The organism is Nocardia cyriacigeorgica (assembly GCF_029868385.1).
In the GTDB taxonomy this organism is placed as follows: Bacteria; Actinomycetota; Actinomycetes; order Mycobacteriales; family Mycobacteriaceae; genus Nocardia; species Nocardia cyriacigeorgica_F.
On the sequence record NZ_JARWNX010000064.1, the window covers coordinates 452,574 to 474,011 of the forward strand.

General features: G+C 66.3%; 23 protein-coding genes, 3 pseudogenes and 1 other annotated feature. Of the genes and pseudogenes, 16 read left to right on the forward strand and 10 right to left on the reverse strand.

The window, feature by feature from the left end; all coding sequences use genetic code 11:
* Window positions 1–205: 205 nt before the first annotated feature.
* Window positions 206–613, reverse strand: a complete 408-nt coding sequence (locus QH168_RS27450) for an SdpI family protein (RefSeq protein WP_280468883.1) — start codon at window positions 611–613, stop codon at window positions 206–208.
* Window positions 614–852: 239 nt separating this feature from the next.
* Between QH168_RS27450 and leuS the strand changes: the two genes are divergently transcribed.
* Window positions 853–3,726: a leucine--tRNA ligase gene (gene leuS, locus QH168_RS27455; protein WP_432421180.1), complete on the forward strand. Its 2,874-nt coding sequence runs from the start codon at window positions 853–855 to the stop codon at window positions 3,724–3,726.
* Window positions 3,727–3,737: 11 nt separating this feature from the next.
* Here leuS and QH168_RS27460 read toward each other — a convergent pair whose 3' ends face one another.
* Complete coding sequence (locus QH168_RS27460; RefSeq protein ID WP_280468885.1) at window positions 3,738–4,532, reverse strand: polysaccharide deacetylase family protein; 795 nt, start codon at window positions 4,530–4,532, stop codon at window positions 3,738–3,740.
* A 359-nt stretch (window positions 4,533–4,891) separates the two neighbouring features.
* On the opposite strand from QH168_RS27460, the gene QH168_RS27465 reads away from it, so the two are divergent.
* Entirely contained in the window at window positions 4,892–5,125 is a 234-nt protein-coding gene (locus tag QH168_RS27465; protein ID WP_280468887.1) for a DUF2510 domain-containing protein, read from the forward strand.
* 1 nt (window position 5,126) lies between these two features.
* Here the strand turns inward: QH168_RS27465 and QH168_RS27470 are convergent, their stop codons facing one another.
* Window positions 5,127–5,831 carry an SDR family oxidoreductase gene (locus QH168_RS27470; RefSeq protein ID WP_280468889.1) on the reverse strand — a complete coding sequence of 235 codons (705 nt, stop codon included), beginning with the start codon at window positions 5,829–5,831 and terminating at the stop codon, window positions 5,127–5,129.
* A gap of 83 nt (window positions 5,832–5,914) precedes the next feature.
* On the opposite strand from QH168_RS27470, the gene QH168_RS27475 reads away from it, so the two are divergent.
* From QH168_RS27475 to QH168_RS27495, 5 genes are all read left to right on the forward strand, one after another.
* On the forward strand, window positions 5,915–6,499 hold the full coding sequence (locus tag QH168_RS27475; RefSeq protein ID WP_280468890.1) for a DUF6069 family protein: 585 nt from the start codon (window positions 5,915–5,917) through the stop codon (window positions 6,497–6,499).
* 287 nt (window positions 6,500–6,786) lie between these two features.
* Entirely contained in the window at window positions 6,787–8,124 is a 1,338-nt protein-coding gene (ggh, locus tag QH168_RS27480; protein WP_280468891.1) for a glucosylglycerate hydrolase, read from the forward strand.
* 243 nt (window positions 8,125–8,367) lie between these two features.
* Window positions 8,368–9,279: a TIGR04222 domain-containing membrane protein gene (locus QH168_RS27485; RefSeq protein WP_280468892.1), complete on the forward strand. Its 912-nt coding sequence runs from the start codon at window positions 8,368–8,370 to the stop codon at window positions 9,277–9,279.
* 4 nt (window positions 9,280–9,283) lie between these two features.
* On the forward strand, window positions 9,284–10,144 hold the full coding sequence (locus QH168_RS27490) for a DUF692 domain-containing protein (RefSeq protein WP_280468947.1): 861 nt from the start codon (window positions 9,284–9,286) through the stop codon (window positions 10,142–10,144).
* A gap of 128 nt (window positions 10,145–10,272) precedes the next feature.
* Window positions 10,273–10,623, forward strand: coding sequence for a hypothetical protein (locus QH168_RS27495; RefSeq protein WP_280468893.1), 351 nt, complete (start codon window positions 10,273–10,275; stop codon window positions 10,621–10,623).
* Between the two features lie 38 nt (window positions 10,624–10,661).
* On the opposite strand, the gene QH168_RS27500 is transcribed toward QH168_RS27495, so the two are convergent.
* Window positions 10,662–11,495, reverse strand: a complete 834-nt coding sequence (locus tag QH168_RS27500) for an NAD(P)H-binding protein (RefSeq protein WP_280468894.1) — start codon at window positions 11,493–11,495, stop codon at window positions 10,662–10,664.
* Between the two features lie 212 nt (window positions 11,496–11,707).
* Between QH168_RS27500 and QH168_RS27505 the strand changes: the two genes are divergently transcribed.
* The 3 genes from QH168_RS27505 to QH168_RS27765 all read left to right on the forward strand — a co-directional run bounded on the left by QH168_RS27505 (window position 11,708) and on the right by QH168_RS27765 (window position 13,170).
* Window positions 11,708–12,037, forward strand: a complete 330-nt coding sequence (locus QH168_RS27505) for a type VII secretion target (protein WP_280468895.1) — start codon at window positions 11,708–11,710, stop codon at window positions 12,035–12,037.
* Window positions 12,038–12,107: 70 nt separating this feature from the next.
* Window positions 12,108–12,782, forward strand: coding sequence for a hypothetical protein (locus QH168_RS27510; protein ID WP_280468896.1), 675 nt, complete (start codon window positions 12,108–12,110; stop codon window positions 12,780–12,782).
* The gene (locus QH168_RS27765) at window positions 12,739–13,170 is read left to right on the forward strand and encodes an RHS repeat-associated core domain-containing protein (protein WP_432421181.1); all 432 of its coding nucleotides are present in this window, start codon (window positions 12,739–12,741) and stop codon (window positions 13,168–13,170) included. The genes QH168_RS27510 and QH168_RS27765 overlap by 44 nt, the downstream gene beginning before the upstream one ends.
* A 31-nt stretch (window positions 13,171–13,201) precedes the next feature.
* Here QH168_RS27765 and QH168_RS27515 read toward each other — a convergent pair whose 3' ends face one another.
* Window positions 13,202–13,531: an IS3 family transposase gene (locus QH168_RS27515; protein ID WP_348537618.1), complete on the reverse strand. Its 330-nt coding sequence runs from the start codon at window positions 13,529–13,531 to the stop codon at window positions 13,202–13,204.
* On the opposite strand from QH168_RS27515, the pseudogene QH168_RS27520 reads away from it, so the two are divergent.
* Window positions 13,497–14,637, forward strand: a pseudogene (locus QH168_RS27520) (IS3 family transposase). The gene QH168_RS27515 and the pseudogene QH168_RS27520 overlap by 35 nt on opposite strands.
* Window positions 14,638–14,644: 7 nt before the next feature.
* On the opposite strand, the gene QH168_RS27525 reads toward QH168_RS27520, so the two are convergent.
* The 4 genes from QH168_RS27525 to QH168_RS27540 all read right to left on the reverse strand — a co-directional run bounded on the left by QH168_RS27525 (window position 14,645) and on the right by QH168_RS27540 (window position 16,918).
* On the reverse strand, window positions 14,645–15,445 hold the full coding sequence (locus QH168_RS27525) for an IS3 family transposase (RefSeq protein ID WP_348537620.1): 801 nt from the start codon (window positions 15,443–15,445) through the stop codon (window positions 14,645–14,647).
* Window positions 15,314–15,442 (reverse strand) — a sequence feature (AL1L pseudoknot). (Overlaps the previous gene by 129 nt.)
* Window positions 15,403–15,591, reverse strand: coding sequence for a hypothetical protein (locus tag QH168_RS27530; protein WP_280468899.1), 189 nt, complete (start codon window positions 15,589–15,591; stop codon window positions 15,403–15,405). The genes QH168_RS27525 and QH168_RS27530 overlap by 43 nt, the downstream gene beginning before the upstream one ends.
* 190 nt (window positions 15,592–15,781) lie before the next feature.
* On the reverse strand, window positions 15,782–16,600 hold the full coding sequence (locus QH168_RS27535; protein WP_280468901.1) for an alpha/beta fold hydrolase: 819 nt from the start codon (window positions 16,598–16,600) through the stop codon (window positions 15,782–15,784).
* Between the two features lie 192 nt (window positions 16,601–16,792).
* Complete coding sequence (locus tag QH168_RS27540) at window positions 16,793–16,918, reverse strand: hypothetical protein (RefSeq protein WP_280468903.1); 126 nt, start codon at window positions 16,916–16,918, stop codon at window positions 16,793–16,795.
* Between the two features lie 351 nt (window positions 16,919–17,269).
* Between QH168_RS27540 and QH168_RS27545 the strand changes: the two genes are divergently transcribed.
* The 5 genes and pseudogenes from QH168_RS27545 (at window position 17,270) to QH168_RS27565 (ending at window position 20,997) form a co-directional block, all read left to right on the forward strand.
* On the forward strand, window positions 17,270–17,824 hold the full coding sequence (locus tag QH168_RS27545; RefSeq protein ID WP_280468904.1) for a TnsA-like heteromeric transposase endonuclease subunit: 555 nt from the start codon (window positions 17,270–17,272) through the stop codon (window positions 17,822–17,824).
* Window positions 17,825–17,961: 137 nt separating this feature from the next.
* Window positions 17,962–19,031, forward strand: a pseudogene (locus QH168_RS27550) (integrase); the annotation flags it as partial.
* A gap of 606 nt (window positions 19,032–19,637) precedes the next feature.
* Window positions 19,638–20,228 carry an ATP-binding protein gene (locus tag QH168_RS27555; RefSeq protein WP_280468950.1) on the forward strand — a complete coding sequence of 197 codons (591 nt, stop codon included), beginning with the start codon at window positions 19,638–19,640 and terminating at the stop codon, window positions 20,226–20,228.
* Complete coding sequence (locus tag QH168_RS27560; protein ID WP_280468906.1) at window positions 20,192–20,374, forward strand: hypothetical protein; 183 nt, start codon at window positions 20,192–20,194, stop codon at window positions 20,372–20,374. Before QH168_RS27555 ends, QH168_RS27560 begins: the two co-directional genes overlap by 37 nt.
* Window positions 20,371–20,997: a TniQ family protein gene (locus QH168_RS27565; protein ID WP_280468908.1), complete on the forward strand. Its 627-nt coding sequence runs from the start codon at window positions 20,371–20,373 to the stop codon at window positions 20,995–20,997. Before QH168_RS27560 ends, QH168_RS27565 begins: the two co-directional genes overlap by 4 nt.
* Before the next feature lie 206 nt (window positions 20,998–21,203).
* Here the strand turns inward: QH168_RS27565 and QH168_RS27570 are convergent.
* A pseudogene (locus QH168_RS27570) lies at window positions 21,204–21,438 on the reverse strand (hypothetical protein); the annotation flags it as partial.

The window sequence follows — 21,438 nt, forward strand, 5'->3', positions numbered from 1 at the left end:
GATATATGGCGACCTGCTGCTGCTCCAATCGTCCGACCAGCCCCGCGTGCTCCACCTCGGTGAGGCTAGCCGGGCGCATGGGCGTGATCGGGTACGACTGTGATGGGACAGGGACCGGTCGCGTACGCGGGAGCGGGCCCGCACGTCACAGCGCTGTGCTGGATACTCGCCGCGACGAATCCGTGAACCGGAACCGAATGAGCGCTCAGACCGCCGGTTGGCAGGTATCGCGCAGCGAGCACGCTCCGCAGGACTGCCCGCAGCCGCCGGTTTCGGCGGGCGGGGCGAGGGCGGTGGCGGCGCGGGCGCCGGCGGTCGCGCCCGCACCGAGGGTGAACAGGGCGATGACCGCGACGGCGAGGGCGATCAGGACGACTGCGAAACCACCGGCGGCCAGGGTCACGAGTCCACCGCAGAACAGCAGGGCGCCCGCGGCGAGGGAGGTGGGGGCGGCGACGCGGTTCGCGACGCGGAACACCTCGTCGGTGCTCAGCGCCTCATCGGTGTGTACGCCGACGAATCGGTTGCGGGGCAGTTTGCCCGCCAGTCCCAGCACGCCGATCGCCAGCGCTACCGCGGCCAGCAGGAACAGGATGATGGGGACGACAACCACCTCCGCAGGCTACCGCAGGTGCTCCCACCAGCGGTCGACTGCTCCCCAGGGCAGCGGGCGATCGTGGTGGGGATCACCGGCCGCACCGCCGTCGGCCCGTCACTCGCCGCGCGGTGGTCGTCGGCTCGGCTATACGCGCCCGAGACCGCCCCAGCCCCTTTTTGGGGTTGTCAAGTCCCAAGACTTACCCTGTTCGACGACGATATTTCTCCCGATCGGCGAGCAAAGAAGGCAGGACCGTGCAGGACATTCGTGCAACCGACCCTGCGGCCGGGCAGACCGCCGCGACCGATGACGCACCTGCGCACCGCTACACCGCCGAACTCGCCGGCCGGATCGAACGCCGCTGGCAGCAGATCTGGACCGAGCGCGGCACCTTCCACGCGCCGAACCCGGTCGGCCCGCTGGCCGGTCCCACTCCGCCGGACAAACTGTTCGTGCAGGACATGTTCCCGTACCCGTCCGGCGCGGGCCTGCATGTGGGACACCCGCTCGGCTATATCGCCACCGACGTGTTCGCCCGCTATCACCGTATGCATGGCCGCAATGTGCTGCACGCGCTGGGCTATGACGCCTTCGGCCTGCCCGCCGAGCAGTACGCGGTGCAGACCGGCGCGCATCCGCGCAACACCACCGAGACCAATATCGCGACCATGCAGGGCCAGCTGGACCGGCTCGGGCTCGGGCACGATCGTCGCCGCTCGTTCGCGACCACCGATCCCGAGTACTACAAGTGGACGCAGTGGATCTTCCTGCGCATCTACAACGCCTGGTACGACCAGGAATTGGACCGGGCCCGCCCGATCGCGGAACTGGAAGAGCAGTTCGCCTCCGGTGCGCGTGCGGTCCCGGACGACAAGACCTGGGCCGAGCTGTCGGCCGCCGAGCGTCGCGCCCTGATCGACTCCTATCGTCTGGTGTATCAAACGGATTCGGTGGTCAACTGGTGCCCCGGTCTCGGCACGGTGCTGTCCAACGAGGAGGTCACCGCCGAGGGGCGCAGCGAGCGCGGCAATTTCCCGGTGTTCCGTAAGCGCCTGTGGCAGTGGATGATGCGGATCACCTCCTACTCCGACCGGCTGGTCGACGATCTGGATCGGCTGGACTGGCCGGAGAACGTCAAGGCCATGCAGCGCAATTGGATCGGACGTTCGCGCGGCGCCCAGGTGCGGTTCGCGGCCGACGGTCATGAGCTGGAGGTCTTCACGACCCGTCCGGACACCCTGTTCGGCGCCACCTATGTGGTGCTCGCGCCCGAGCACGAGCTGGTCGATCGGCTGACCGCCGCCGCGTGGCCCGAGGGCGTCGACCCGCGCTGGACCAATGGTGGTGCCGCCACTCCCGCCGACGCGGTGGCCGGTTACCGCAAGGCCATCGCCGCGAAATCGGATCTGGAGCGGCAGGAGAACAAGGAGAAGACCGGCGTCTTCCTCGGCAGCTACGCCACCAACCCGGTCAACGGCGCGCAGGTGCCGATCTTTGTCGCCGACTATGTGCTCAGCGGGTACGGCACCGGCGCGATCATGGCTGTCCCCGGCCACGATCAGCGCGACTGGGAGTTCGCGACCGCGTTCGGTCTGCCGATCGTTGAGGTGATCTCCGGTGGCGACGTCACCGAGGCCGCCTACTCCGGCGACGGTGCCCTGGTGAATTCCGATTATCTGAACGGGCTCAGCGTCGACGAGGCCAAGGCCACCGTCATCGGCCGCCTGGAAGCCGACGGTCACGGCACCGGCACCGTGCAGTACAAACTGCGTGACTGGCTGTTCGCCCGGCAGCGGTACTGGGGTGAACCGTTCCCCATCGTCTACGACGAAGACGGCGCCCCGCACGCGCTGCCGGAATCCATGCTGCCCGTGCAGCTTCCGGAGCTGGACGATTTCGCCCCGGTCACCTTCGACCCCGACGACGCCGATTCCGAACCGTCGCCGCCGCTGGCCAAGGCCACCGACTGGGTGCACGTCGAACTCGATCTGGGTGACGGCCCGAAGAAGTACCGCCGCGACACCAATGTCATGCCGAACTGGGCGGGCAGCTCGTGGTATCAGGTGCGCTACGCCGATCCGACCAATCAGGAAGCGTTCTGCGCCAAGGAGAACGAGCAGTACTGGCTCGGCCCGCGCACCGAGGGCCACGGCCCCGACGATCCGGGCGGCGTCGATCTGTACGTCGGCGGTGTGGAGCATGCCGTGCTGCATCTGCTGTACGCGCGGTTCTGGCAGAAGGTGCTCTACGACCTGGGTGAGGTCACCAGTTGCGAGCCGTACCGCCGCCTGTTCAACCAGGGCTACATCCAGGCCTACGCCTACACCGACGCCCGTGGCGCGTACGTGCCCGCGGCCGAGGTGGTCGAGCGTGACGGCAAGTTCTTCTGGACCGACGCTTCCGGCGCCGAGGTCGAGGTGAACCAGGAGTACGGCAAGATCGGCAAGTCGCTGAAGAACGCCATCTCGCCGGATGAGATCTGCGATCAGTACGGCGCCGACACCTTCCGTTTCTACGAGATGTCGATGGGTCCGCTGGATACGTCGCGGCCGTGGGCGACCAAAGACGTTGTCGGAGCGCATCGTTTCTTGCAGCGCGTGTGGCGTCTGGTGGTGGACGAGGAGTCCGGCGCTGTGCGCGTCACCGACGCCGCGCCCGCCGATGAGACGCTGCGTCTGCTGCACAAGACGATCGCGGGCGTCGACGAGGATCTCGCGGCCCTGCGCGACAACACCGCGGGCGCCAAGCTGATCGAGCTGACCAACCACCTCACCAAGGCCTACCCGGACGGTGCGCCGCGCTCGGTGGTGGAACCGGTGGTGCTGATGCTGGCCCCGCTGGCCCCGCACATCACCGAGGAGCTGTGGGAGCGCCTCGGCCACACCGCAGCCCTGGCGCACGGTCCGTTCCCGATCGCCGATCCCGCGCTGCTGGTCGATGAGTCGGTGGAGTACCCGATCCAGGTGAAGGGCAAGGTGCGCAGCCGGATTCAGGTGCCCGCCGACGCCGATCAGGCGTCGATCGAGGCGGCAGCGTTGGCCGATGAGAAGATCGCGGCGCTGCTCGAGGGCAACGCGCCGCGCAAGATCATCGTGGTGCCGGGCCGGATGGTGAACATCGTTCCCTGACCGGACTGTGCTCAGGCCTGGACTTGCAAGACGTCGTCCAGTGTCACCAGCGACAGGTTGCGCTCGCGGATGATGTCCACAAGTTGCCCGTAGCAGCGGGTGACGGGCGGGAAGTTCGCATGCCCGATGACGATGGTCTGCGGGTTGAAATACTTACGCGCGCATTCCATCAGGTATGCCTCGGTGATCAGACCGGAATCCGACAGCGAGCCGTACCACATGACCGGAATGGTGTAGCCGAGTTCGGCGGCGATGGCGTCGACGGTGGTGTTGTGCCGACCGAATGGTGGACGATAGTAGGGCGTGCCATCGACACCGAAGGTGTTCCACAGGAACGTCTTACAGCGCTCGAGCTGCGACGCGGCCGCTGATGCGGAACCGGCGGTCAGGTCGGCGTGATCCCAGGTGTGGTTGCCGAGCTGGATCTGCCCGGAATCGACCAGCGGACGCAGTTCGTCTCGGTGGGCTGCCCAGGATTCGTAGTAGGCGGTGACGAAGAAGGTGAACCGGGCGCCGGTGTCCTTGGCGAATCTGATGTAGGCGCCCACGACTTCGGCGCTCGCGCCATCGTCGACGGTGAGCGCCATACTGCTCCCCGGTCCGGGCAGCGCGGTGATGGTCGCGGGCGGGATCGGTGTCCTCGGTCCACCCGGCGGTGGTGGCAAGAGCGGCGGCGGCACCGGCGCGGGCACCGGCACCTCCGGCATCCCCGCCACCACGGGCTCACCCTGCGCCGCGCTGGTGCACCCGGTCAACGCCACCGCGGTCCCGGCGGCCAACATCGACAACAACTGGCGTCTGTCCATTGCGCAACCCCGCTCGTATACCGAACCGTGCTACCGGAAAACCCATGCTGACGTGCTGTGATGCAGCGCAGACTCTACCGTCGTCCGGCCAGTTTTCACGGGATCGCCACGCGAACCATCCGGGTGTTCGCCGCGACCATCGGCGGCCCATCGTGGTCCGGACAACCACGCCCGAGGTGACCCGACAGGAAATCCACGCCGACAGCGCAGACGACCAGAAGCTCGGCATAACCGCGAGCGGGGCCGCGCACCGCCGACGGTTCCGCCGCACCGGCGGACGCGGTGATTCAGCGGGTAGCCCGAGATGCCTCGAACCTCCGGCCGTCGAGCATCGCGACGTCGCACGAAATACTTGCCGGATGGGAACATTGAGCATTTCGCACATATTCATCCTGCTGGTACTTCTCACGATGATCATCGGAGTCGCGGCCTTCGTTTTCGCCCTGATCAAGGCCTCGGGCTCGGGCTCACGCCCGGTGAGCCCGCCGCCGAACGCGATGGCACCCGGCTGGTATCCCGATCACGCCGACCCGCGCCTGCTGCGTTGGTTCGACGGACGGCAGTGGACCGCACAGACGCAACCGCGCCGCTGAATCACCGCGCGATCGGGCGCAGGATGATCTCCGTCGGATGAGCGTCGCGCGGGGTCTCGACGGCGTTGCGGACGGCGCTCGCGACGGTTTCGGCGGTGAGGAATTCCTCCGGGCGGTACTCGCGGCCCTCGCCCGCGACGATCTCGCGCTGCATATCGGTGTCGATGCGGCCGGGGTGGATGGAGGTGACGCGTAGCTCGGGTTCCTCCAGGCGCAGGGCGTCACCGAACGCACGCAGCGCGAACTTGCTCGCCGCATACGAGGCCCAGCCCGCGTTGGCGCGCAGTCCGGCCCCGGAATTGATCAGCACCACATGCCCGTTCGCGGCGCGCAGCGCGGGCAGCAGCAGGCGGGTCAGTTCGGCGACCGCGATGACGTTGGCATCCATGGTCGTCCGCCACTGCTGCACCGAGGATTCGGCGATGGTGCCGAGGTCGGCAATACCGGCGTTGTGCACGAGCACATCCAGCCGTTCGATCGGGGCGACGGCCTCGGCGACCGCCGGATAATCGGTGAGCTGGACCGGCAGACCGGTCGAGCCGGGCAGTTCGCCGAGGATGGGACCGAGCGACTCCGCCGATCGCGCGCCGAGCAGCAGATCATGGGTCGGCGCGAGGGCACGGGCGATGGCCGCCCCCAAACCCCTGGCGGCGCCGGTGATCAAGGCTGTCGGGCGGTCCGAGTTCGAGGCGGGGGCAGTGGTCATGGGGCCAACGCTATCCGGTCCGGACGACAGGCCCGACTCCCATTCGGATATGCACCCCGCCCCGAGCGGGGTAGTTTCGCCCTATGACGGATCCGTCGCACAACTACGGGCGGGAAGACCCGCACCAACAGCCGTACACCCAGCCGTACACGCAGAACCAGTACAGCCAGTACTCGCAGCAGCCGCAGCAGTACGGGCAGGAACAGCAGCAGTACGGGCAGGAACCGCAACGCCAGATGCCGCAGATCAATCTTGGCAGACTCTGGGCGGGCGGTATCGGCACTGCGGTGGTGGTCGCGCTGGTCATTGTCGTCGCGATCATGCTGGTCCGCGGAATCCTGAAGATCTCGGTGCTCTCACCCGAAGGGGCAGGCGCCTACGGCACGGTCTCGACCACGTCCTATGCGCTGGCCGGTGCCGCCGCCGCGATCGCCGCCACCGGACTGCTGAATCTGCTGCTGGCGTTCATGCCGAGCCCGATGCAGTTCTACTACTGGATCACCGGCCTGCTCACCGCGCTCGCGGTGCTGCTGCCGTTCACCCTGGTCGCGGATCTGGATGCGAAGATCGCCACCGCGGTGATCAACCTGATCGCCGGTCTGTGCATCATCACGCTGCTCGGTTCGATCGGCGCCAGCGCGATCCAGCGTCAGCCGCAGCAGTACTGAGCGTGCGGCGTCGGTTCCGTGCAGTAGTTGCCGGAGCCGACGCCGCTGGCACCTGCTCGGCCCGCTGGTACCCACCACACCCTGCGCATCGACCTCGACACCAGCTCCGACCGCCGGACCCATGAGCTTGCACCCACCCGCATGCCCTCGCGGTAGAAGCCTTGCCGCATCGGCGCCGTGTCCGTCTGCCGCCCCTACCGGTGACACCACCGAAACGCCACGCTCACCGGCCCGTAACACCTGCCCCTCGACAAGCGTTTCTGCCGGTCAGCCCGCAGAATAGGGGTATGGTGCATCCCGGTTTCACCCCGACGCAGCTCGCCGCCCGCGCGGCCTATCTGCTGCGGGGCAACGACCTGGGGACGATGACCAGCGCCGCGCCCCGGCTGTATCCGCACATGTGGAGCTGGGACGCCGCCTTCGTCGCGGTCGGGTTGGCGCCGCTGAGCGTGGAGCGGGCGGTGATCGAACTCGATACGTTGCTGTCGGCGCAATGGAAGAACGGGATGATCCCGCACATCGTCTTCGCCAATGGGGTGGACGGCTATTTTCCCGGCCCGGCCAGATGGGAATGCCGTAGGCTGGCCGCGAACGCGCCGGACGGCCCCGACACCTCCGGTATCACCCAGCCGCCCGTGCACGCCATCGCGGTGCAGCGCATTCTCGACCATTCCCGCAGGCACGGCCGCAGCACCCGCGCGGTGGCCGAGGAGTTCCTGAATCGGCGCTGGCCCGATCTGGTGCGTTGGCATCGCTGGCTCGCCCATGCCCGCGACCCCAAGGAGAACGGCCGGATCACGATCTATCACGGGTGGGAATCCGGGATGGACAATTCGCCGCGTTGGGATCGGGCCTACGCCAATGTGGTGCCCGAGGATCTGCCGCCGTATCGGCGCGCGGACGTGCTGGTCGTCGCCGATCCGAGCCAGCGGCCCTCCGATCGCGAATACGACCGCTATCTGTGGCTGGTCGAACAGATGCGGCGCGCCGGATACGACGACTACCAGCTCACCTCGTCGATGAGTTTCGCCGTGGAGGACGTGTTCGTCTCCGCCATCTTCGCCATGGCCTGCGAGGTGCTCGCGCATATCGGCGAGGATTACCGCCAGCCCAACGCCGATGTGCGCGATCTGTACCGGTGGGCGAAATTGTTCCGTTCCGGCGTCGTCGCCTCCGCCGATGAACGCACCGGTGCGGCGCGGGATTTCGATGTGCGGTTGCAGCGCTGGATCACCACCGAGACGCTGTCGATGTTCGCACCGCTGCTGTGTGGTGGGCTCGAGCGTGACGCCGAACGCGCCCTGATCCGTTCGTTCGAGGGCCCGCGCTTCTGCGGCCACCCCGATCTGCGTTACGCCCTGCCGCCGTCGACCTCGCCGGTGTCCAAGGATTTCCGGCCGCGCGAATACTGGCGCGGGCCGGTCTGGCCGGTGATGACCTGGCTGTTCTCCTGGTCCTTCGCCCGTCGCGGCTGGGCCGAACGCTCCTACATGCTGCGCACCGAGGGTCTGCGACAGGCCAGCGACGGCAGTTTCGCCGAATACTACGAACCCTTCACGGCGGAACCGCTCGGCAGTATGCAGCAGTCCTGGACCGCGGCGTCGGTGCTCGACTGGCTGGGTTGAGAACCCGCCGGTCACGAGGTTTTCGCCGTTGCGCCACCGGATGGTGGTGGCATAGCGCGCCGCGCTCTTGAATACTCGACGCAACGTCGATGCTGGTCGGAGGTGCGAAATGAGGGTGATGGCGCGGTCGGCCGCACCACATCCCGCCATGGCTGCCCGGACCGGTGGATCGAAACATCGTGGCGCTGCGTCCCATTCGCCCGGATACTGGACGCAACGCGATCGCAGGGCGGAGGCTCGGATATGACATTCACACAGCGGTTCACACCCGATGTGGTTGCGGCGGGGGAGACCTGGGGCATCTCCGGCGGCGACTTCCTGCTGGTGTACATCCCGGTCGCGGTGCTTGCCATCGCGGCGGGGCTCTACCTCCAGCGCAAGTACACCCACGGGGAGGCCCCCGACGACGGCGTATCGCTGGAGAAGCTGACCGCGCCCGAGACCGCGATGCTGTTCGGCGAGGACCGCGCCGTCACCACGGCGGTCACCCTGCTGCGCAGCCACGACCTGATCGATTCCGAGGCGAACCCGACCCGCACCCCCACACCGGCGGATCGCGTCCAGCTCGACTGGTTCACCAGCGCGATCTACGACGCGCTCGGCCAGAAGAAGCAGACGATCGCCGATATCACCAAGGCCGCCGCCGGACCGGTGCGGGATCTGCGCACCTCGATGGTCGAGCGCGGCTACCTCACCGGTGAGGTGGATCGGCGCGAGGCGCGCGATGCCGGAATGCCGATCCTGATCGTCGGCATCCTCGGGCTGGTCCGTTTCATCGCCGGGATCATCGCGGGCAACCCGTCGGGGTTCCTGGTGCCGTGCCTGCTGGTGCTGGCCTTCGCCGGATGGTGGGTGATGACCCCCGATCCGCTGACCTCGCGCGGTGAGTCCGCCAAGGCGCGCGCCCTCACCGACAACGCGCATCTGCGTCCGTCGAACTCGCCCGCGTACATCACCTATGGCGTCGCCGCGGCCGCGGTGGCGGTCGCGGTCTTCGGCGCCGCCGCGCTGACGGTGCTCGATCCCGGTCTCGCGCAGGCGGTGCAGCCGCCGACCGGCGGTGACGGTGGTAGCAGCGGCGGCGACGGTGGTGGCGGTGACGGCGGTGGCTGCGGCGGCGGCGGTTGTGGCGGCTGCGGTGGTTGCGGCGGATGAGATCGTGAACGGTCTGCTGCCCGACGGCGCGCTCGGCATCGGCTGGCGGCCCGAGATCTGCGGGCTGATCGACCAGCTCGACGGGCTCGGTTTCTGTGAGGTGATCGCCGAATCGCTGTCGCCCGCCGCCGTACCACCCGAGTTGGAAGCGCTGCGTATGCGGGGGACCGTCATTGTGCCGCACGGTGTCACATTGTCGCTCGGCGGCGCCGATCCGGTGGACCGGCAGCGGATCGCCCAGCTCGCGGACTGTGCGAACCGGATGTCCGCACCGCTGGTGAGTGAGCATGTCGCATTCGTGCGCGCCGGTGGACTCGAGGCCGGGCATCTGCTGCCGGTGCCGCGAACCCGCACGGCGCTGGAGGTGCTGACCCGCAATATCAACCGCACGCAGGATGGTCTGCCGGTGCCGCTCGCGGTGGAGAACATCGCCGCGCTGTTCGACTGGCCCGATGCGGAATTCACCGAATCGGAATTCCTTACCGGGCTGGTCGAACGCACCGGCGTGTACCTGTTGATCGATATCGCCAATGTCTACGCCAATGCCCGCAATCGCGGCCTCGACCCGCTCGCCGAACTGAGCCGCCTGCCCACCGACCGCCTCGCCTACTGCCATATCGCGGGCGGCACCGAATCCGGCGGCCACTATCACGACACCCACCAGCATCCGGTGCCCACCGAAGTGCTGGCACTGGTCGCCGAATTCACCGCGACCCGTCCCGCGCCCCTGATGCTCGAACGCGACGGCAACTATCCGCCGGCGGACGAACTCCTCGACGAATTGGATGCCATCGCCAACGCCGCCGCCCGCGCACCCATCACGGCCCGCGCCCGCACCGCCCGGCTGATCGGCGGACGATCGTGACCGCGAGGGGTGCACAGCCGGGTGGTCGAGGCGGACTCGAAGCCGATCGGCTGCCTTATCCTGAACCCGTTGTTGGACAGGGTGTTCCACCAGCCGATCACCTCGCTTCGAGGGGCACGACAGAGGCGGTGTCAACCGCCGCCGTTCAAGCACTCGCCGACCAGCAGGCAGCTCTGGTGCGCGCCTTGGTCGCGGGAGCCGCCACCCCTCCAGGTTTCGACGACGAAGCCCTCCGCGCCGCCGAGACCGCCCTTCTTCGCAAACGCGCAGGCATCCTGGCCCGCCATAATCCGATGCTCGCCCATTCGGCCGGTCCCGATTTCGAGCAGAGGTTCGTCGCGTGGGCGCGTGGACGGCCGAAAACCTCCACACACTCCGATATCACCGGGTTCGCCGAGTACGTGGGATTCCCGCTGCCCGACCGGAAAGGTGGTATCGGAGCGCGGATTCGAACCTTCTTGCGCTCGAAACGTCGGTGAACTGCCCGATCGAGCGTCTCCGCGAGGCGAGGAGACGATCAGCGGAACGCCTCGATATTCTCCGCGACCCACTGATGGAACGGCCTGGCGGGAGAGCCGGTGATCCGTTCGACGGTATCGCGCACCGCGAGCAGTTCGGCATTGACGTCACCCCCGGTCAGATCGAGCACCGCATCCGCCGCATCCTCCCCGAACACCGCCACCATCCCGGCCCGAGCCTGCTCCCGGCTGATCTCGGTAACGGGCACGTCCCGGCCGAGCGCCGCGCCGATGGCCGCGACCTGCTGCCGCGCCGTCACCAACTCCGGCCCGGTCAACGCATACCGCTGCCCCTGATGCCCGGGTTCGGTGAGCGCCACCCGAGCCACCGAGGCGATATCGGCGGGGTGGATCGTGGGCAGCCCGATATCGGCGTACGGAATCTCCACCGATCGGTGTTCCTGAATCGCCTGCGCCCACATCAGCGTGTTCGAGGCGAACTGCGTCGGCCGCAGCATCGTCCAGCCCATCCCGCTGTCTTCGAGCAGCCGCTCCACCGCACGGTTTTCGGCAGCAGGACCCAGATGAGGGTGCGTCGACACGGTGATCGACGACACCAGCACCACGTGCTCGACACCCGCCTGCCGAGCGGCATCGATGATGTCGGCATCAGACCCCATGCGCGGCAACAGGAACATCGAACGCACGCCGTCCAGGGCGGGCTTCAGCGAAGTGAGATCGGTGAAGTCGCCTTCGAATACCTGTACGCCTTCGGGGAATTCGGCCCGAGAAGCGTCGCGCGTCAGCGCTCCTACCTGGGCGATGCCCTGCGTGTGCAATTCCTTCAGCAGAGCGGTTCCGACGTTTCCGGTGGCTCCCGTTACGAGAATCATGCGCGTGCTCCCATCCACAGTGATCAACTGCGAGCCACGCTAGAACCTCAACTAACGTCGAGGTCAAATAGGCAACGGCTACCTTGTCCGAACATCCATCCAACCCGGGGCCGTCCGCAGGCACGTACAGATCCCGCTCACCCCGGTAGCATTCTGACAATGCGCTGACGCTGGACGCCGAGCGTCAGCAATGCTCGATTGGGGGGACGACGATGACTGATGCGCAGCCGGTGCGGGTGGAGCCGGAGGATTTGCGGGTTCACGCCGGGAACGTGGACGGTCTGCTCGAGCCGATGGGGCAGGCGTTGGAGGCGGCGAGGGCGGTGTCGGCGCCGTCGGATGCGTTCGGGAAGTTGTGTGCGTTTTTGCCGCCGTTGTTTGTGGATTCGGTGGAGACCGAGGGGATCACGGCGTTGGAGACGGCGTTGACGGCGTTGTCGGAGGATGCGGGCAAGCTGCGTTCGGCGGCGGATTCGTTCGCCGCGGCGGATGTGGCGAACGCGGCGGCGGTGACGGCGGCTGGTAGCGGGGTGTCGCGGTGATCGGCGTGCCCGGCGTGGGTGAGGCGGTGTCGGCGGTCGTGCGGGGTGCGGCGGGTTCGGGGGTTGGGCGGTGACGGATACGGCGTCGAATCCGTTGATCGCTGTGCGTGAGGATTCGACCGAGTGGTATTCCGGTGTCACGTTGTTCGAGTCGGTTGATTCACCCCTCCTCCGCCGCGACGACTACACCTGGCGCCCCGACGGCTACCTGACCTCCCACACCACCACCCACCCCAACGCCACCCCCGACCACCGCGAATACACCCTCGACCCCATCGGGCGAATCACCGCCATCACCCGAAACGGGTCTCTCGCCGAGCAATACACCTACGGCCGGCTCAGCAACATCACCTCCGGCGGAGTAGTCACCCCGGGCGCCACCAGACCGGGGCCAGCGGGCCAACCGACGGCACCAGCGCACCCATACCCGGATCAAGGATTCCCCACCCCTCCCGGCATCCCACCCAACCCCGCTGCACCCCGCCAACACTCACCCGCAAACACCCGTCGCGAGTACCGCAACAACCTCCTGATCCGAGACGGCCGCCACCAGTACCACTACGACCCCGCCGGCCGCCTCATCCGCAAAACCACCACCCGCCTATCCCACAAGGCAGACGTATGGCACTACCGCTACAACGCGTTTGACCAGCTCACGGATGTTTACACGCCGGATCGGCAGTGGTGGCGGTACACCTACGATGCCCTTCGGACGTCGGACAACCAAACAGCGCTTCGCCGATAATGGCCGCATCATCGATTGGGTTGGCTACATCTGGGATGGAACTCAACTCAGCGAGCAGCGCAGAGATAACACCAGCACGCGTTGGCAATACCTGGTCGAAACCCATATCCCGATCGCTCAAGCATCCGGTAGAGGAACCGCTGATACAGAGCTCTTTGCGGTCATAACCGACCTTGTTGGCACCCCTACCGAAATCATCAACCCTAGGACAGCGGCTACAGAAGGGGCAGCTAGTGCTGACCTATGGGGAAATGCATCTTGGAATGGCCGTATCGGCACCCCATTACGCCTAGCTGGTCAATTGCATGACGACGAAACCGGACTACACTGCAACTTCCATCGTGTCTACGACCCAGGCGCCGGGCGCTTTACCACCGGCGACCCCTGAACCGTCACGGGTAAGGGACCGGCTTCAGGTTTCAGGCCAGCGCCGGTCGGCGTGGCGATAGTTGAGCGTAGTAGTCGGCTTCGTACTCGGCCGGGGTGAGGTAGCCGAGCCGGGAATGCAGGCGCGCGTTGTTGTACCAGTCGCACCATTCCATCAGCGCGTACTCGACCTCGGATATGGTCTTGAACGGGCCGTGTCGGCGTACGACCTCGGTCTTGAACAGGCGATGATCGATTCGGCGAGTGTGACCTGATCCCCGTGAATGCGACCGGCCGGAATTAGAGTCCTGTTGGCCCTGATCAAGGCCAGGAGGGACGATAGGGACCATGGCTGGACGCAAGCGGCATTCCGCGGAGGACATCGTGCGCAAGCTGCGGCGCGCCGATGAACTGGCCGCGGAGGGCTTGACCGGCGAGCAGATCGCCGCTGACCTGGGAGTCTCGGCGGCGACACTGTATGACTGGCGCCGCCAGTACGGCGGTATGGACACCGACGCCGCCCGCGAGCTCAGGGAGCTGCGGGAACAGAACGCCCGTTTGAAGCGGCTGCTGGCCGATGCGGAGCTGGAGAAAGACGCCCTGCGCGAGATTTCGAAGGGAAAATTCTAGGCCCAGCGGCCAAGCGACGCGCGGTGGACATGCTCGGGGAGGTCATGGGCATGTCGGAGCGGTTCGCGTGCAAGGTTGTTGGGCTTGCTCGGTCAACATATCGCCGGTTGCCGGCCGCGGAAACACCGCCAGACCCCGATGCCGGGACGCGGGCCTGGCTGCGCAGCTATGCGGCCAAGAACCCGTGTCCCGGGTTCCGCCGGGCCTGGGCGGCGCTGCGGTTCGACGAAGGCCACCGGACGAACATCAAGAAAGTCCACCGGCTCTGGCGGGAAGAAGGCTTGCAGGTGCGCATCCATCACCCACGTAAACGGGCTGGTGCCTCGTCGGTGCCGACGGTGGATGCGGATGCGCCGAAGGTGGTTGGGCGCTGGATTTCCAGTTCGATTTTACCGTCGACGGGCGGGTAGTGAAGATCGCTTCGATGATCGACGAGCACACCCGCGAATCACTGTTGCACCTGGTCGAGCGCTCGATCACCGGCCAGCGCCTGGTCGCCGAGCTTGAGCGGGTCTTCACCGTCCACGGCGCACCGAAAGTGCTGCGCCTGGACAACGGGCCGGAAATGATTTCCGCAGCATTGCAATCGTTTTGCGAGGATCGGGTCGGGATCTCCTATATTCCGCCGGGCACCCCGTGGAACAACGGCTTCGTGGAATCGTTCAACCGGCGCCTGCGCGTGGAGTGCCTGAACCGCAACCACTGGACCAGCCTGCTCGAAGCCCGGGTGGTGATCGCGGACTTCAAGCACGAGCACAACCACCGGCACCGGCATTCGGCGCTGAGCTACCGCACCCCGGCCGAGTACGCTGCGGCCTGCACCCACACCCACCACCCGGTGGGCTGCGACATCAACTGAACACCGATCACAACGATCCGACTCTGAAACCGGGTGGTCGCGTTATCCTGGACCGGTCAAGTGAATTGTCGTAGGCATCCCCGACCGACCCGATCGACGGCGAAATGCCTTGCAGTGCAAGGGAGTCAGTGAAGTTCACTGAAACATATTGCGACCCCGCATCGGAATGATGAATCAGTCCGGGCTCGACGGGATGCCCGTAATGGTCACGCCGCCACACGGCCATGTTGACTGCCTTGGACACCAACGGTGCCGTTTTCGACGCCGAGATGTTCCAGCCGACGATCGCGCGGGAGTAGGCGTCGAACACGAACGCCGCATACGCCCACCCCGTCCAGGTCGAAACATAGGTGAAATCGGCCACCCACACTTGGTTCGGCGCGGTCGCGGTGAAGTCGCGGTTGAGCCGGTCACCGGCGCGGATACCGTCTTTGGCCGGGATCGTGGTCCGATGTTGCCGGCCTCTGACGGCGCCGTTGAGCCTGAGCTCGCGCATGATCCGGTCCACGGTGCAGAACGCCACGTCATGGCCCTGACGACGCAACCAGCGTGTCATCTTCCGGCGCCCGTAGAGCTGCTCGGGTGCACCGTCGAGCCCACGCAAGGTGTTCTCGACATAGGCGTCGGCGACATCACGTGCCGAGGCCGGTCGGCGGCGGGCCTTGCGGTAGGTCCTGGGCGCGATCTGCACCCCGTGCACAGACAGCGCGCGGCAGATCGACTCGACGCCGAAGACCTGGCGGTATTCGTCGATGAATCCGACGATCAGCGGAGTCGCGGGTCGAGTCCCCGCGCGAAAAAAGCTGATGCGTGCTTGAGGATCTCGTTGGTTTGCTTGAGGTCCCGGTTCTCTTTGCGCAACCTCGCCAGCTCGTCACGCTCGGCGTTCGACAGGCCCGGCGAGGCCGACACGGTCTCCGACGGCGACTGCTCGAGGGCCTTCTTGATCCACAACCGCAGACAGTATTCACCGATGCTCAGCAGTCACTAGAAATCGTGCCCTGACCAGCATTCTATCGGCGAAATACGACAGCACCCCGGCGCGCCTGAACACGGGCCAGCACCCGAAGGCACAACCCCCCCCATGACCACACCAACACCCTCATGGCCAAGCCAGCCACCTCTCTTCGGGTCTCGCCGTGCCTCAGGACTTGATGAAGTCCATGATATCGGCGTTGAGCTGTTCGGCATGGCTGATGAAGATGCCGTGGCCGGTGGCCGGGTATTCCTTGTAGATGTTGTCCGGGACGAGATCCCTGGTCTTGCGGCCGCAGATTTCAATGGGCGCGGAGGCATCGGCGTCACCATGAATGATCAGGGTGGGCACCGCGATATCGCGGAGCTCGGACCGGAAATCGGTGGTGAAGACGGACTCCAGAAGCTCGTCGGAGGCCAGCAGTGAACAGTCCATGCACTGCTGCTGCATCCATGCGATGCGGGCGGAGGAGACTTGATTGCCCAGATGAGTGGCGAAAAATGCCTGCGCGTTCTGTTCCATCCACAGCGGCCGGTCGGCGGCCCGGACCGCATTCACCATGTCGACCACGTCCTTCGGAACGCCGTCCGGGTTGTCGGCCGCCTGAGCCGGGAACGGCAGTGTGGACGAGATCAAAGCGATCCGTTCGATCCGTTCGCTACCGTGCCGGGTCAAGTATCGGACGAGTTCGCCGCCACCCATCGAGTGTGCGACCACGACGACGTCCCGCAGATCCAGATGCTCCAGGAACGCAGCGAGATCGTCTGACAGCGTGTCGAAGTCGTATCCGTGCCCGGCCCAATCCGACTTCCCATGCCCACGCCGGTCATAGGACAGACACCGCAAACCCTGCCGAGACAGCGGCAGCATCTGCAGTTCCCATGAACTGCCGCTCAACCATGCACCAGCCATGAAAACCGCCGGCCGGCCGCTGCCCCAATCCTGGTAGTGCAGGCGAGTGCCGTCATGCGAGTCGAAGTAAGGCATTAGAATCTCCCGTTCATCGTGTGCTCCTTCATTGTTGACGCACAAGATCATCGAGTCGATTACTTCGCAGGTAATGTTTCTCACTTTCGTGAGAATTGTATGAGACCGTGGTCTCACTCAGCCGACAGCGACCTGGTCGTCGCGCATTCCTTCCATACCTTCGTCGGCGCAGACGGCTACACACTCACCGACCTACGCGACCTGAACCGGTTCGCCGCCCTGCTGGGCGGCCTCGAGATCCCTGCCCACGACCTCCACGCCGCCTTTCTGACACGCCCAGCGACCGGACACGCCGACCGGGGTGACGTCGAAATTCACGGATACAACCCGCCCCGGATCGGCCCCGAGTGACGTCGAAATTGTCCGTTGCCAGTGAAGATGGACTATTGCCACTGAAACTGAGCCAACCGGCCATGTCTGCCACTACTGTTGGGCCGTCTTGGCGGGGCTCGACATCGGTTGGTGGGAGCTGGATTTAGGTTTCGTGACGGCGTGGTCGGGGTCCGAGCTCGGCGATGTGGGTGCGTTCGTCATCGAGTACAGCCCACGCTCGGGGTGAGGTCCCGAGGGCAGTGTTGGCGGAGTGCTGGAACACATCGTTCGAGCGGTGCAGCCCGTCCGGCAGTTCGCCTCCTATCGTGGTCAGACCAACTTTCCGGGTGGTGGTGGATGGCCACGACAGGTGACCATGTCGGCCATGAGTCCTGGCTCGAGCGGGATCACCTGATCGTCCTGGACGCCGATCCGGACGTGATCAGGGTTGCGGCCCAGCCGTTCTGGATCCACTGGCGAGATGACGACGGCCAGTCACGGCGGCATGCACCCGACTTGTTCGCCCGCACTCGCAACGGTAGTGCGGTGGTCATCGATGTCCGCGCCGACGACCGGATCGAGACCAGTGATGCCGAAGCCTTCGATGCGACCGGCCGGGCTTGCGCCGCCGTCGGATGGTCCTACCGCCGGGCCGGAGCCCTAGATGCGGTGCTGACGTCGAATCTGCGCTGGTTGTCGGGCTACCGGCACCCCCGGTGCTTACGGTCGGGGCTGGCGACCGAATTGCTCGCAGTGTTCGCCGAGCCGACAGAGTTGCTGGCGGGAGCGAGCATGGTCGGCGATCCGATAATGGTGCTGCCGACGTTGTTCCATCTGCTGTGGTCACATCAACTGTCGACCGATCTGTCCTCGGCGGTGCTCGGGCCGTCGACGCTGGTGGGTCCACGGTGACCAGGCCGACTCCACATGCCACGATCCTGCGGGTCGGTGATGAGATCCGCTGGAATGGAGATGCACTCACCGTCGCAGCCTTGACCGCCCAGCAGGTTCGACTGGTCGACGCGGCCGGAGCGCCGACGTTCGCGCGGTTGCCCGAGTTGCTGGCAGGCCAGGCTCTGGAAGCGTTGTCGAGCACGCCGAACGCGCCGCTGCGAGGCCTGGACGGGTTGCCCGCAGAGGTGGTCGAGGCGGCGCGGTGGTGGGAACGTCATATCGTCGAGGTTCTCACCGGTCTGCCTCCCGATCCGGCTCCTGGGCAGCGGCCGAAACCGGAGTATGACGCTGGACTGCGGTCGTTGCGGCAACGCGAGCTGGCCAAGGTCGAGGAGCTGACGCTGGCCGGGCACCGGATCGGGTGGAGCACGCTGAAACGGCGGCGTCTGGACTACGAACGCGACGGGATCTGGGGCCTGGTCGATCAGCGCGCGACCCGGGAACGGTCACCGGCCGGCCGCATCGACGCGCGGGTGGTCGACGCGGTTGCCCGCGCCATCGCCGAGGAGACCGACCGTTCCACCGGCACGGTCGCTCGGTTGCGGCGGCGCACCGGACGGCTGCTGGTCGACGAGCACGGGCCCGGAGTGGTCGCCTTGCCCGCGCAGCGCACGTTCTATCGGCTGGTCGCACGGTTGTCACAGGCCAAGCACACGTTCGGGTCGGCACGAACCCGCCGGTCGCTGGCCAAACAACCCGAAGGCCCGTTCTCGACGCTGGTCGCCGCCCGGCCCGGGGAGCTGATGCAGATCGACTCCACGCCGCTGGATGTTCGGGTGGTTCTCGGTGATGGCCAGATCGACCGGGTCGAGATGACCGGGTTGGTCGATCTGGCGACGCGGTCGATCGCGGCTCTGGTGCTGGCGCCGTCGACGAAGTCGGTCGACGCCGCGTTGCTGCTGGCTCGGGCGTTGACCCCCGCCCCGGCTGGAGTGATGCGTTGCGGATGTCTCGGTCGGTGCTGCCGCATCGCAGCCTCACCAACGTCGACCAACGGTTGGCCGGGGCTGCGGCGCGGCCGGTGATCGCGCCGGAGACGATCGTGTTCGATCACGGCAAGGTGTTCTTGTCGCAGAACTTCCGCAGCGCGGCAAGGGCATTGGGGATCAGCCTGCTGGATCACCGCCACCTGGACACACCTGCGGACCACCCCGACACCGTTCGGGGACCTGGCTTGGCAACACGCCCGCGAGATCCTCGCCCGCCGCGGCAACGACCAGGCCACCGAAGCCGAAATCGCCCAAGCCGCCGCCGATCTGCTCGACCGGGCAGAACAATGCCCGACCGCCAGCGCCGGCAAATCCAACGCCCACGACCGCAAGGTCGTCGGCCGCACGAAAGCCACCGCTCGCGGACAACTGCGGCCTCCCACAACGGACACCGACGACACCGAGGACGACACCACACCTGCTGCTGCCGCTGCGGAACAGCCGATGGCGAAGGTGATCCCGCTCGGGGTGTTCGATCCATTCGAGGAAGCGAGGAAACGCTGGTGAGCATCGCGGCCGATCCGGTGACCGAACCAGTCCGCCAGCTGACCACGTTGACCGGCTGGCGGCAATTCACCCGGGACAAACCCGCCATCCCGGAACTGCTGCCCATCATCGACTGGGAGCGACTCGGCGACCCCGAGCGCAGCTACTACGACGAAACCCGCATCGACTACCACACCCGGTTGACCGTGATCGCGACCTCCACGATCAGAAACGTCGCGCAGAAGGGCCGCCGGTTGACCCTGCTCAACCGGCACGCGGTCAGCGCGCGGCGCGGAATGATCCTGTCTGGAGCCGCCGGAACCGGCAAGACCACGGCGATCACCCAGTTCGGCAAGATGCACGAGGCGGCCGACCAAGCCCGTCACCCGCACCGCAGCGCCCGCATCCCGGTCCCCTACGTGACAGTCCCGCCGGCTGCGACACCACGGATGCTCGCCGCGGAATTCGCGCGGTTCCTCGGCCTGTCGGTCACCCACCGCGAGAACCTCACCGAGGTCATCGAAGCCGTCTGCGGCGTCTGCTGCGACACCGGCACCAGCGTCGTGATCTGCGATGAGCTACACAACATCTCGCTGACGACCAAGTCCGGGGCCGAGGTCTCCGACGCCTTGAAATACTTCTCCGAACGCATCCCGGCAACCTCCGTCTATGCCGGGATCAACGTCGAACGCGAAGGCTTATTCTCCGGCACCCGCGGCGAACAGATCGCTGGCCGATTCACCATGATCCGCACCGTCGGCTTCCCTACACCGCTGACTGGCGCGCCGTTGTCGCCACCCTGGAGAACACGCTCCGCCTGCACAACCACTCACCGGGAACGCTCGTCGACTTGGACCGCTACCTGCACAAACGCACCAACGGGATGATGGGCAGCCTTTCGGCACTGATCCGCGAAGCAGCACTGGAAGCCATCCTCACCGGCACTGAGAAGATCACCAAGGCGATGCTCGACGCCATCGACCTCGACCACGCCGCCACCGATTCCGTCTGCCGCGACGGCAAAACCGCATGACACCCGGCACCGCCGCAGCGCCGCTGCCAGTCCACCTGCGACCCGAACCCGGCGAGACCGCCGAATCCTTCGTCATCCGGATGGCCATCGCGAACCACCTGCGACCCAGCTACCTTCGTCGATACCTCACGCCGGGCCGATATGGAACCGGCTGCATCGAACCAGCCAAGCTCGCCGCGGTCTCGGGCCGCACACTCCCAGCTCTCATGCGCATGTTTCCTGAGCTGGCCGAACGACGTCGTCCCAAACGGCAGGGCACAACCCAGGCCAGGCGAGAAGCCAAGCAGCGCAACGAATCGATCAAGCAAGCTCTCTACGTCATCATCCGCCGCGACGCCGACAAGGGCCTGTCCGGCCGCGAGATCCAGCGCAAGCACAACGTCGGATATCGAACCGTCCGCGCGGCACTCACCCTGGAAACCCCGCCACCCCGCGAAAACTACCGAGCACGCGAACGAACCAGCATCCAACCCCTCGCTCCGCACATCGCCGCCATCCTCGAAGCGACACCCGACGCGACGGTCCAAGACGTCTGGAACCAACTACTCGACCAGCATCACGCCGAAATCTCCTACAGCTCGCTGCGGCACTACCTCGCCGAACTCCGAGGCTTCAGCCCGTGACACAGAAACTCCAACTCAGCTCATATGCAGTGACAATCCCACCTCCGAGTCCTTGCCACTGAATCTGAGCCACACAGGTCACAGCCCGGCGGATGGCTCAGATTCAACGGCACAGGACAGATGCACCGATAACCGACGTCAATATTCACCAGCACAACCACTGGCCGTGAGCGCGACCCGAGATCGATTCGGGATAGCGGCCTCATCTACGCCCGATCGTCGATCGAACGGTGGCAGCCGGTCGATCGCGTGGCGGCGAGGAGCCTGGATCCCCAGTCCTGCATGAGGGCGGTCGCTTCAGGTGGTCCGTGCACGGTGAACGGTGCTCCGATCGAGACGAGGCAGAAGGCCGCCCAGTCCAGGGATTCGGCGGCGATATGGACTTCGCACGAGTCGGGGTCGATGGCGGCGACGGTGCCGTAGTGGACGATCTCGGCTCGG